Source organism: Variovorax sp. GW821-FHT10B04 (assembly GCF_059415645.1).
The window spans coordinates 191,732-202,854 of sequence record NZ_JBWKNQ010000001.1 but is presented as its reverse complement, the minus strand read 5'-3'; the positions used below and the strand labels follow the sequence as shown (position 1 = coordinate 202,854).

Sequence of the window (11,123 nt, the reverse complement as noted above, 5' to 3'; positions counted from 1 at the left end):
TCAGATCCCGAGGTGCGCCTGGACACGCGAGAGGTTGTGGTTGATCTCGCTGCGCGAGAGTTCGTCGACGATGCGGCCCGTCTCCATCACGTAGTGCCGGTCGGCCAGCTCGCAGGCAAAGCGCAGGTTCTGTTCGACCAGCAGGATGGTGAAGCCGCGGTCCTTGAGCTGCTGGATGGTCTTGCCGATGAGCTTCACGATCACGGGCGCAAGACCTTCGCTGGGTTCGTCCAGCAGCAGGAACTTCGCGCCGGTGCGCAGGATGCGCCCGATGGCGAGCATCTGCTGCTCGCCGCCCGACAGCTTGGTGCCCTGGCTGGCGCTGCGCTCGTGGAGATTGGGAAAGAGCCGGTAGATCTCGTCCACGCTGAGGCCTCCTTCGCGGATCACCGGTGGCAGCGTGAGGTTCTCCAGCACGGACAACTGCGAGAAGATGCCGCGCTCTTCGGGGCAGTAGGCCATGCCCAGGCGTGCGATCTGCTCGGGCAGGCACCGTGCGATGGCCGTGCCATCGAACTCGATGGAACCGGACTTCTCGTCGATGAAACCCATCAGGCATTTCAACGTGGTGGACTTGCCCGCGCCGTTGCGCCCCAGCAGCGTGACGACTTCGCCGCGCTTCAGGTGGAAACTGATGTCGTCCAGCACCTGGTTGCCCAGGTAGCCGGCGCGCAGGCCCTTCACATCGAGGACCGGGGAGTTCGCCTCAGTGACCAATGTAGGCCTCCAGCACGCGCGGGTCTTCGGCCACGGCGCCATAGGCACCTTCCGCGAGGACCTCGCCGCGGCACAGCACCGTGACGACATTGGAGAGTTTCTGCACGACCTTGAGGTTGTGCTCGACCATCACGATGGTGTTTCCGCCACCGCCGGACTGCTGCGCGATGAGGTCGGTCACGCGCGCCACGTCCTCGATGCCCAGGCCCGCCATCGGCTCGTCGAGCAGCGCAAGCTCCGGCTCCAGCGCAAAAGTGGTCGCGAGTTCGAGCGCACGCTTGCGGCCATACGGCAGTTCGCCGGCCGCCACATGTGCATACGCACTCAGGCCGAAGCGCTTGAGCAGATCGGCCACGCGGTCCTCGATCTCGCTCATGCAGGCGGTGGAGCGCCAGAACACCCTGGCGAATCCCGCCATCCGCTGGAGCGGGATGCACAGGTTCTGCGAGGCAGTGAGATGCGGGAACACCGCCGAGATCTGGAACGAGCGAACCACACCCTGGCGTGCGAGCTGCGCGGGCCGGGTGCGCGTGACGTCCGCGCCCTTGTAGGTGATGCTGCCCGCGTCGGCTTCGAGAAAGCGGGTGAGCAGGTTGAACAGCGTGCTCTTGCCCGCACCGTTCGGGCCGATCACCGAGTGGATGGTGTTGCGGCGTACGTTGATGTCCACGTTCTTCACGGCGGTGAAGCCGGAGAAGCTGCGCGTCAGGCCCTTTGCGACAAGAATGGACTCGGCGTCCACGTCGCTTGCAATGGCTGCGTTCATTTCTTCTGAATGCTCGCCTTGTCCACGAGCGGACAGTCGCTTTCGCCGAGCGGCGATAGCGCATCGCTCGCCGGGATGATGGTGTCGACCTTGTAGTAGTCCCATGGGTATTTGGAGTCGGCTTTCGACTTCACCGTCACCAGCAGGAAGTCGTGGCTCAGCTTGCCGTCGGGGCGCAGCATCGCGTTCTTCACATACATGTCGTTGACCGGCGTGCTGCGCATCTTCGCGTCGACCACATCGGTGGCATCGCTCCTGGTGGCGACCACGGCTTTCAGGTAGTGGCTCGCGGCCGAGTACATCGACGCCTGCGTGGCCGTGGGCATCGCCTTGAAGCGCTCGAAGAAGCGGCGGCCGAAGGCGCGCGCCTGGTCGTCCTTGTCCCAGTACCAGGCGGTGGTGGCCGACAAGCCTTCGATCACGTCGAGGCCGGCCGCATGCACGTCGGAGATTTCGAGAATGGTGGCGACCGGCTTCTGCTTGCCGTTCTGCATGCCGAACTCCTTCCACTGCTTCATCGAGTTCACCAGCTGCGCGCCGCCGTTGGCGAACATCACGGCCTTCGCGTTCGAGCTTTGCGCCTGCAGCAGGAAGGAGCTGTAGTCGGAGGTGGACATCGGGTGATAGGTCTCGCCCACGCTCTTCCCGCCGTTGGCCGCGAGGATTTCCTTGGCGACCTGCACCGCGTTCTTGCCGAAGGCGAAATCGGCTGCGACGAAGTACCAGGTATTGCCCCCGCTCTTGAGGATGGAGCGCACCGGGCCGGACACGAGCGCGTAGGAGTCGTGCAGCCACGAGTAGCCCGTCTTCACGCACTGCTTGCCGGTGAGTTCCGTGGTGCCGATGGCACCGTACATGCCGATCTTGTTCTTCTCCTTGATCACCGTCTGGATGCCGAGCGCCACGGCCGAATTGCTCACGTCCATGATCGCGTCGACATGCTCGACATCGAACCAGCGCCTGGCGATCGTCACGCCCAGGTCCGCCTTGTTCTGATGATCGGCCACGAGCACTTCGACCTTGATGCCGCCGAGCTGGCTCTTCATGTCCTCCACCGCCATCGTCACCGCGAGCGCCGAGCCGGGGCCGCTCAAGGCGGAGTAGGGGCCGGACTGGTCGTTGATGACGCCGATCTTCACGACGCCGTCGGAGATCTGGGCGAAGGCAGGCGCGGCCGCGAGCAGCGTGGCCGCCAGCAGTGCAGGTGCGCAGAGAGGTCTGCGATTCAAGGAGGAGGTCATGACGTTTCCTTTCAGGCGAGGGGATCGAGGGATTTCATTGCTTGGGCGGCCTTGGCAGAGGCCTCGCGTCTCCTGATCAGCATGGGCTCGGCCATGGTGCGCACCTCTTCGACCAGCGCGGCGGATGCGACGCGCGGGTGGCCACTTTCGAACGGCGGCTGGGGGTCGTATTCCATGAAGAGCTGGATCTTCTTTGCTTCGTGTTCGCCGCGCAGCACGGCCAGCACGCTGAATGCAAAGTCCAGGCCGGATGTGACGCCACCGCCGGTGATGCGGTTGCGGTCGATGACCACGCGCTCGTCGGTCGGCACGACGCCGAACTGCGCGAGCTGGTCGAACGAGAGCCAGTGGGTGCTGGCCTTGTAGCCCTGCATCAGGCCCGCCGCGGCCAGGAGCAGCGAGCCGGTACAGACGGACGTGATGTACTTCGCGCCGGCCGCCTGCTTCCTGAGGAAGGCGAGTACGTCGGCGTCGTCCATCAGCGGAATCTGCCCGGGGCCGCCCGGGATCATCAGCACGTCGAATTGCGGTGCATCGGCGAAGCTCACATCGGGAGTCAGCTTGAGGCCGGTGTCACCGGTGACGGTGTCGGTGCTCTTCCAGACGAACTGGACCTTGCTGTTGCTGGCCCGCGAGAGGATTTCGAACGGGGCCAACACGTCCAGCGAGGTGATCTCCGGAAAGATCAGCATGCCGATGCGCAAGGGCGCGGAGGATTGTGCTGGTGCGTTCATGATGCGAGCCTTTCAATGGCGGCCTGGGCGAGCGACACGCCCCTGGCGTTGCGTGCGCGCACGATCGCCTCGCGCTCAGGCCCCGCCGCGGCGGGCGAGCCGCAATCGAACGGAGGTCGGGGGTCGTACTCCACGCCCAGCTGGATCAGCCGCGCCGCTTCTTCGCCGGCCAGCTCCGCCGCGAGCGTGAGCCCGAAGTCGATGCCCGAGGTCACGCCGCCGCCGGAGATGCGGTTGCGGTCGCGCACCACGCGTTGCGCCACGGGCGTCGCGCCGAACGCGGGCAACAGGTGCAGCCACGACCAGTGGCAGGCGGACTCGTAGCCTTCGAGCAAGCCCGCGGCGCCGAGCACGATCGAGCCCGTGCAGACCGACGAGATGTAGCGCGCCTTCCGTGCCTGCTTCTGCAGGAACGCGATCGTGACCGGATCGTCGATCAGCGGCACGACCCCCACACCCCCGGGCACGCACAGCACGTCGAGCGGTGGGCAATCGGCAAACGTGGTGGTCGGGTTGATGCTGAAACCGGCATCGGTCATCACCGGTTCGATGGCCTTCCACGCCAGGTGGATCTTCGCGCCCGGCACCCGGCTCAGGATCTGCACCGGGCCCGTCAGGTCGAGTTGCGTCACGTCGGGGAAGAGCAGGAAACCGATGTGCAGGGTGGTGGTGGGTGTCGGTGTCACGCGTCGATGTCCTTGCTGGTGATGGTGTGTTCGAGGCTCCAATTCTGTGGAGCCGACTGCTTGGCGTAAATGACAAAACAAAGCTAATATTTGCCAATGTCATCATCCCGACACGTCGCCATCCTCACCTTTCCGGGCGTGCAGATCCTGGACGTTTCAGGCGCGGCGTCGGTCTTCGCGGCAGCCAACGATGCGCAGGGTTCGCCCTTCTACAAGGTGCACATCCTGTCGGCCGAAGGCGGTGTCCTGCAGAGCAGCAGCGCGGTCGAGCTGGCGACGCGTCCGATCCGGAGCGTGCCCGCATCGAATGTCGACACGCTGCTGATCGCAGGCGGCGAACACACCGGACTGATGGCGATGGCGCACGACAAGGCCGTGCAGCGCTGGGCGGTCAAGGCGTGCGGCAATGCCCGGCGGTACGGCTCGATCTGCACCGGCACCTTCGCGCTCGCGCAGTTCGGCCTGCTGCGTGGCAAGCGCGTCGCAACGCACTGGTCGACCTGCTCGCAACTGTCGGAGACCTATCCGGACACGCAGGTGGACGTGAACGCGCTGTACGTGAACGACGGCAACATCTGGACCTCGGCGGGCGTGACCACCGGCATCGACATGAGCCTGGAGATGGTGGCCGCCGACCTGGGCGGCGAGATCGCCAATGCGATCGCCAAGCGCCTCGTGCTGTATGCGCGCCGGCCCGGCTACCAGTCGCAGTTCAGCCCGGTGCTCGACGCGCAGACGCATGCCGACGCGCCGTTCTCCGCGCTGATCCACTGGATGCGCGAACACCTGTCGGAGCCGCTGGACGTGCCCAGGCTCGCGGCACGCGTCGCGATGTCCGACCGCACCTTCCTGCGCAAGTTCACCCGCTCGACGGGCGAGACGCCTGCGCATTTCGTCGAAACGCTGCGGCTCGACCACACGCGCAACCTGCTGGCGGTGGGCGTGTCGATCAAGGAGATCGCGGCGAAGACCGGCTACTCGACGGCGGCGCAGCTGTCAAAGGCATTCGACCGGCGGTTCGGCATGACGCCGCTGCTGTTCCGGGAATTGCATTGCCGGCGCGAGGCGACATGAGGCGGCGTGGACCGGCGTAATCCGGCGTGGTGCATCAGCCCTTGATCGGGTGCATCCCGCAGTAGGCGCCGCCCGCGCAAGACGTCGGCACGTAGAGCTCGCCCTGGATGCGCCAGCCTGCCTCCGAACGCAGCCATTGCGCCATGTAATTCCCGCTGACCCGCACCGGCCCGTCGATGTCCGTCCAGGTGGCGACCCAGTCACCGGATTCAAGCGCGACCTTCCACGCCGCCATGGCATGCACGGTGGACGGCGTGCGTGTGTAGATCGTGTCGGAGCGCGTGGCGAACTGCGCTTCATAGAACTGCCGATTCGCTTCGATGCCCGAAAGCTGCAGCGACATCGAGCCGAGCACATGGACCTCGTCGGTCCAGAAGCTGGCGATCGTGTCGACATCCTTGCGAAGGATGGCCGCGTTGGATGCCGTTCTCGCCGCACGGATGAGTTCTTCGTCGGTCATGTCTCAGGCCTTTGCGGCGTCGCGGCGCGTGATGACCTGCCCATGGCGCGCACCCGTGTGCCTGCCGTGCTGCCAGGTGACGGCGCCATTGACGATCACCGCCTCGATGCCTTCGGCCGGCGTGTCGGGTGTCTCGTAGCTCGCCGTGTCGCGCACGCCCATCGCGTCGAAGATCACGAGGTCCGCGTGATGCCCGGCTTTCAGCGTGCCGCGCTCGTGCAGCCCGAAGTTGCGCGCGGTGAGCCCCGTCATCTTCCAAACGGCCGTCTCCAGCGGGAACAGGCCGACGTCGCGGCTGTAGTGGCCGAGCACGCGCGGAAAGGTGCCCCACAGGCGAGGGTGCGGCCTGGTGCCCAGCGGAATGCCGTCGGAGCCGATCATGGTTTCATCGAACGCGAGCACGCGCTGCACGTCGTCCTCGTCCATGATGAAGTAGATCGCGCTGCCCGGCTGCAGGCGGCGCGCGGCCTCTTCCTTGCTCACATCCCATTCGGCCGCGATGTCGTCCAGGTCCTGCCCGGCGCGTTCGGGATGCGGCTCGCTGCTGGCGATCAGCACGCGGCCGCCCAGCATGCCGCGGTCGGTGCGCAGCGCGGTGGAGCCGGCGGTGTACGGGTAGCAGTCGAGCGACACGCATTGATGCCGCATGGCCTCGCGAATGATGGGCAAGGTCAGCTTCGTCTTGCCGAAGTTCGCCTTGTGCATGGCCTTGTGGTGCGACACGACCACCGGCACGTCGAGCGCGCGGCCGATCGCGAATGTCTCTTCCAGCGCCTCCATGATCTGGTCGGACTCGTCGCGCATGTGGGTCACGTACAGCGCCTTGCGCGCGGTCAGCGGCCTGCCGACCTCGATGATTTCCTCCGTCGTTGCCTGGGTCGCGGCCGGGTAGAAGGTGCCGGTCGAAAGCCCGATGGCACCGGCCTGCATGGCTTCTTCGACGTGCGCGCGCATGGCGGCAATCTCGTCGTCGCTCGCGGGGCGATCGGTGTCGTCCATCGTGAGCGCGCGCAGGGTCGAGTGGCCGACCATCGCGGCCACGTTGACGGAGGAGGGCGTGGCACGCAGCGCGTCGAGGTAGGCGGCGAAGGATGTGAAGCGGCCCTCGGCGGGCGAGTCGAGCAGGCTGAGCGGCATGGGCAGGTCCATGCCTTCGCGCAGCGGTGCGGCGCTGATGCCGCAATTGCCCGCCACCACCGTGGTCACGCCTTGCGAGACCTTGAAGGGCATCGTGGCGTGCGAGAGCACGGCCTGGTCGTCATGGGTGTGGGAGTCGATGAAGCCGGGGGCGACGATGAATCGGGTGGCGTCGATCACCTGTGCCGCGGTGGCGGCGCCGAGCTCACCGATGGCGATGATGCGGCCATCGGTGATCCCGATGTCGGCTGTGAATCGAGGGGCCTTCGTGCCGTCGATCACGGTGCCGTTGCGGATGAGCAGGTCGAAATGGTTGGGCGTGGTCATGATTCATTCTCGGCACCCGTCCGGCTTGCGTAAACGACAAATGGAATCCCAAATCCGCCAAGCGCTCAAGGCGAGACGCCGCGGAACCACGCATAGACGGACTTCGACTGGTGCTTGAAGGCCTCGCCCGCATTCGCCTTGATGGCATCGTGCGGCGCCTCGGTGAAGTTGGTGGCGGAGCAGTGCGCGACCCTTGTCGCATGGCCGTCGGCACCGACGTCGGTCACCAGGCCGACATGGCCGAAATTTTCCTTGCTGCCCTGCTTGGGATAGACCACCAGGCAGCCCGCCACGGCGCGGTCGATCTGCCGGAACCGCAGCCCGGCACCGGTCGCGTCGGCCCAGATGCTGTCGGTGTTGATCCAGAGCGCCGGGCCATCGGCGGGCGCAATGCGCCGCGAAATCCCCAGTGCCCAGCACACGTAGCCCGAGCAGTCACAGGCCGGCGCGACGAGGCCGGGATCGTCCACATCCAAACCCGCCGCCAACGCCAGGGGCCGAAGCATCGCCTGCTGGTCGGGTGGCAACCGGGGCCATTCGCGGCCGACGGCCAGCGCCTCGGCCGGAGAATCGGCGGCCGGGTAGAGGCCGCCGGTGCCGGCCCAATACAGCGTGCCGCGGCCCACCATCGACAGGGCCCGGCCCAGAACTTCTTGCACGGTCGTCATCGCAACTCCTGGTCAAGGCTGAAGACCATACGCCGGGCTGGCGCTCCTCGCCATCACGTGTTGACGCGATGGCTCATGGATGGGGAGGATGTCAAAATCCCGTCGTCGTCGCCAGGAGGAAAGATGCCGACCAGGGTGCTGATCGTCGAAGACGAGCCGGAATTCATGCGCCGATTCTCCAATGCGGTGCTGAACGATCCGTTGCTGAGCCTGGTGGCTGCCGTCAGCACGGGACAGGCGGGCATGGCCATGCTCGACCTGCAGACACCGGACGTGCTCCTGGTGGATCTCGGGCTGCCGGACATCCATGGCGTGGACGTGATCCGTCACGCGGCGCGGCACCATCCGGCCTGCGACATACTGGTCGTCACCATGTTCGCCGACGACGACCATGTGGTCACTTCGATCGAGGCCGGTGCCAGCGGCTATCTGCTGAAGGACGCCTCGGCCGAGCGGATCGCGTCCAGCATCCACGAGCTGCGCTCCGGCGGTGCGCCGATCAGTCCAGGCATCGCGCGGAAAGTGCTGGAACGATTCCGGTCCAGGGCCATGCCTGAAACGAGCGCCAGTCCGATGCCCGTGGCCGAGCCCTCGCTTCTCACGCCGCGCGAAGGGGAGCTGCTGCGGATGATCGCGAAGGGCTACACGTTCGAGACCATCGGCACCTTGCTCGACATCTCGCCGCACACCGTGGTGGCCCACGTCAAGAAGATCTACCGCAAGCTCGCCGTGCACTCGCGCAGCGAAGCCGTCTACGAAGCCAGCCAGCTGGGCTTGCTGTGAGCCGGCGCGCTGCCTTTTCCTTTCTCCTGAACTGTCTCCGGTGGGTCATCGTCGCGATGGCGATCGGATCCTGGGCCGACGCCGCCTGGTCGGCGGCCGTGGAATTCAGGCACATGCAGAGAACGACCTCGCCCTCCGTCACGCCGCCGGGCGATCGCGATGGCCCCGTCTCCTGGGTGGACGTGAGGTTGCCGGATTCGGTCGCCCCGAGCGATTCGTCATCGGGCACGCTGTGGTATCGGGGTGACTTCGACTGGACGCCCGACCCCGACAGCCGTGCGCAGTGGGCGGTGTGCCTGCCATTTCTCTACGAGGGCGGCGAGATCTGGATCAACGGGATGCTCGCCGGCAGCGTGCCGGAGGGATCGCCCACGGTGCAGGTGCGCTGGGAGCGGCCGCACCTCATCACGGTGCCGGCCGGGCTGCTTCGACCGGGCCGCAACCAGATTGCGATCCGCACGGGTGCTTCCACGGACCAGACCATCCAGCACTTTCCGCGCGTCCTGGTCGGGCTGGAGTCCGAGCTGCGGCCACGCGCCGACCGCCGGACCTTCTGGGTCCGCACCATGCCGCAGGTGACGGTGGTCGTGTGCCTGCTGGTGTCGGGTTTCGTCCTGTTCATCTATTGGCGCCGCCGAAGCGAAGTGCTCTACGGGCTGTTCGGCCTGGCCAGTGCGCTGTGGGGCGTGCGGACGATGACTTTCATCGTCGAGCGCATGACGACCGAGAGCTGGAATCTGTGGCGCATTGCCTACCACTGCGCGACGGGCGGATTCATCGTCGTGCTGGCGCTGTTCGCCATGCGCCTGGCAGGCATCTTCTGGCCGAGGGCCGAAAAGATCCTGGTGTTCTATTGGCTCGCCGGCCCGCTCTGGCTGTGGTGGGCGGGTTCCGGCGACGAGGTCATGGTGAACCGCATCTGGACGGCGGGCCTGATCCCGATCGGCCTGGCCATCCTGTGGGTATCGGCCTGGGCCATGTGGCGTCAGCGCACCATGGCGGCGGCGATCATGCCCGTCACGCTGGCCATCGCGGTGCTGACCGGGGTGCACGACTACGCGCTGGCCTGGAACCCCGGTGCGCTGGCGCACTTCCTGCCCGAGGCCTGGATCGGGCAACGCATCTTTCTGCTGCACTATGGCGCCAACCTGGTGCTGCTCGGGATGGGCGGGCTGCTGACGAACCGGTTCATCCAGGCGCTCTCGTCACTGGAACTGGCCAACGGCAGTCTTGCCGAACTCAACGAAACGCTGGAGTCCCGCGTCGCTCAGCGCGAACGACGTCTGGCGGAGAACTTCGCGCGCATGGCCGAGCTGCAGCGCGAACACGCCGCCGCACATGAGCGGCAATTGATCATGCGCGAGATCCACGACGGTCTCGGCTCGCGCCTGTTCACCTCGCTGTTGCGGGTGGAGCGCGGCGACATGAGCGGCACGCAGATCGCCGAGGCTCTGCGCGACTGCATCGCGGACATGCGCCTGTCCCTCGAAGTGCTGGCACCCGACGACGACTTCCAGGCGGCGCTGGGCAACTTCCTGTTTCGCTGGCAGACCCAGATGCGAGAGGCACAGGTGATGCCCAGCTGGTCGATCGACGTCCCGGAGGGCGGCCTGAACCTGTCGCGCCAGACCGCGCTGCAACTGCTGCGCATCACCCAGGAAGCGCTGACCAACGTACTCAAGCACGCCGGCGCGAAGAACGTGCGCATCGACCTGCGCCAGCGCGGTGACCGACTGGAACTGGAAGTGGCGGACGATGGCCGCGGCGCGGATTTCTCCGAACAGCGGCCAGGGCGTGGCATGGGCAACATGCGGGCACGCGCCAAGCAGTCGGGCGGGGAATTGAGCGTGCGATCGGGGCCGGGCGGTACCAGATTGTTCCTGTACCTGCCACTGGCCAAACGTTCTACGGATCCGATGCCGGCCTCCACCGGCGAGCGCCCCATCCCATAGATACGCGATCGCCTCGCGCCCTCGCGGCATTTGCAGGCAAAGACGTCGTTCCTAAAGTCGTGCCACTCCTGCCACTCTTTCGTGGAAGGAGCTTCGTCACGAAAAGGAGCGTCATGACGCAGCACATTTCTCGATGCGGCCGGGTCCGCATGGCGGCTGTCGAAATCGACATGCGGGTCGGTCCAGGCCGCAAGCGTTCGGAGGGCAGCGCGCGATGATGCCGATGGCCACCGTCCCCACCGAAAGCGTCTGGCTCGGCGCCATTGCCTGGTTGTATCTGGTCACGAACGCGACCCGCCTCGTGACGTATCTCCCGCAGATCATCGCGGTATGGCGCTGCAACGATGGCGCGCACTCGGTCTCGGTCCTGACCTGGGGTTCATGGGTGCTGTCGCAAGGGACGGCCATGCTGTACGGGATGGTCGTGCTGCGCGACCTGCCTTTCGTGCTGATCTCCGTGATCAATTTTCTGGGTTGCGCCTGCGTCACCGCCATCGTGTTGCGGCGCCGCGCGCAATGGAAGCGCATGCGCGCACCGACGGCCTGCGCGCAGGGGTAGCGCGTGGCCCCGATTCCCG

12 protein-coding genes are annotated in these 11,123 nt (G+C 66.2%); 4 read left to right on the top strand and 8 right to left on the bottom strand.

Translation table 11 applies throughout. From position 1 onward, the window contains the following. From AC07PZ_RS00975 to AC07PZ_RS00955, 5 genes are read right to left on the bottom strand one after another with little or no spacing between them, the layout of a single operon-like run. On the bottom strand, positions 1 to 717 hold the full coding sequence (locus AC07PZ_RS00975) for an ABC transporter ATP-binding protein (protein ID WP_495293129.1): 717 nt from the start codon (positions 715 to 717) through the stop codon (positions 1 to 3). After that, on the bottom strand, positions 707 to 1,483 hold the full coding sequence (locus tag AC07PZ_RS00970; protein WP_495293128.1) for an ABC transporter ATP-binding protein: 777 nt from the start codon (positions 1,481 to 1,483) through the stop codon (positions 707 to 709). Before AC07PZ_RS00970 ends, AC07PZ_RS00975 begins: the two co-directional genes overlap by 11 nt. Beyond that, positions 1,480 to 2,724, bottom strand: a complete 1,245-nt coding sequence (locus AC07PZ_RS00965; protein ID WP_495293127.1) for an ABC transporter substrate-binding protein — start codon at positions 2,722 to 2,724, stop codon at positions 1,480 to 1,482. The genes AC07PZ_RS00970 and AC07PZ_RS00965 overlap by 4 nt, the downstream gene beginning before the upstream one ends. An 11-nt stretch (positions 2,725 to 2,735) precedes the next feature. After that, positions 2,736 to 3,428, bottom strand: a complete 693-nt coding sequence (locus AC07PZ_RS00960) for a DJ-1/PfpI family protein (protein ID WP_495293126.1) — start codon at positions 3,426 to 3,428, stop codon at positions 2,736 to 2,738. 26 nt (positions 3,429 to 3,454) lie between these two features. Further along, positions 3,455 to 4,144 (bottom strand): DJ-1/PfpI family protein, encoded by a 690-nt coding sequence (locus tag AC07PZ_RS00955; protein WP_495293125.1) that lies wholly within the window; start codon positions 4,142 to 4,144, stop codon positions 3,455 to 3,457. Positions 4,145 to 4,240: 96 nt separating this feature from the next. Here AC07PZ_RS00955 and AC07PZ_RS00950 point away from each other — a divergent pair, with 96 nt between their 5' ends. Further along, a complete protein-coding gene (locus AC07PZ_RS00950; RefSeq protein WP_495293124.1) occupies positions 4,241 to 5,218 on the top strand; it encodes a GlxA family transcriptional regulator in 978 nt (325 codons plus the stop codon). A gap of 34 nt (positions 5,219 to 5,252) precedes the next feature. Here AC07PZ_RS00950 and AC07PZ_RS00945 read toward each other — a convergent pair whose 3' ends face one another. The 3 genes from AC07PZ_RS00945 to AC07PZ_RS00935 form a co-directional block, all read right to left on the bottom strand. Continuing rightward, positions 5,253 to 5,678: a YybH family protein gene (locus AC07PZ_RS00945; RefSeq protein ID WP_495293123.1), complete on the bottom strand. Its 426-nt coding sequence runs from the start codon at positions 5,676 to 5,678 to the stop codon at positions 5,253 to 5,255. Positions 5,679 to 5,681: 3 nt separating this feature from the next. Then, positions 5,682 to 7,142 carry an N-acyl-D-amino-acid deacylase family protein gene (locus AC07PZ_RS00940; protein WP_495293122.1) on the bottom strand — a complete coding sequence of 487 codons (1,461 nt, stop codon included), beginning with the start codon at positions 7,140 to 7,142 and terminating at the stop codon, positions 5,682 to 5,684. A gap of 65 nt (positions 7,143 to 7,207) precedes the next feature. Beyond that, entirely contained in the window at positions 7,208 to 7,810 is a 603-nt protein-coding gene (locus AC07PZ_RS00935; RefSeq protein WP_495293121.1) for a CHAP domain-containing protein, read from the bottom strand. Between the two features lie 123 nt (positions 7,811 to 7,933). Between AC07PZ_RS00935 and AC07PZ_RS00930 the strand changes: the two genes are divergently transcribed. The 3 genes from AC07PZ_RS00930 to AC07PZ_RS00920 all read left to right on the top strand — a co-directional run bounded on the left by AC07PZ_RS00930 (position 7,934) and on the right by AC07PZ_RS00920 (position 11,104). After that, positions 7,934 to 8,593, top strand: coding sequence for a response regulator (locus AC07PZ_RS00930; protein WP_495293120.1), 660 nt, complete (start codon positions 7,934 to 7,936; stop codon positions 8,591 to 8,593). A 113-nt stretch (positions 8,594 to 8,706) separates the two neighbouring features. Beyond that, entirely contained in the window at positions 8,707 to 10,545 is a 1,839-nt protein-coding gene (locus tag AC07PZ_RS00925) for a sensor histidine kinase (RefSeq protein ID WP_495293119.1), read from the top strand. Between the two features lie 223 nt (positions 10,546 to 10,768). Beyond that, positions 10,769 to 11,104 (top strand): hypothetical protein, encoded by a 336-nt coding sequence (locus AC07PZ_RS00920; RefSeq protein ID WP_495293118.1) that lies wholly within the window; start codon positions 10,769 to 10,771, stop codon positions 11,102 to 11,104. Positions 11,105 to 11,123: the final 19 nt, after the last annotated feature.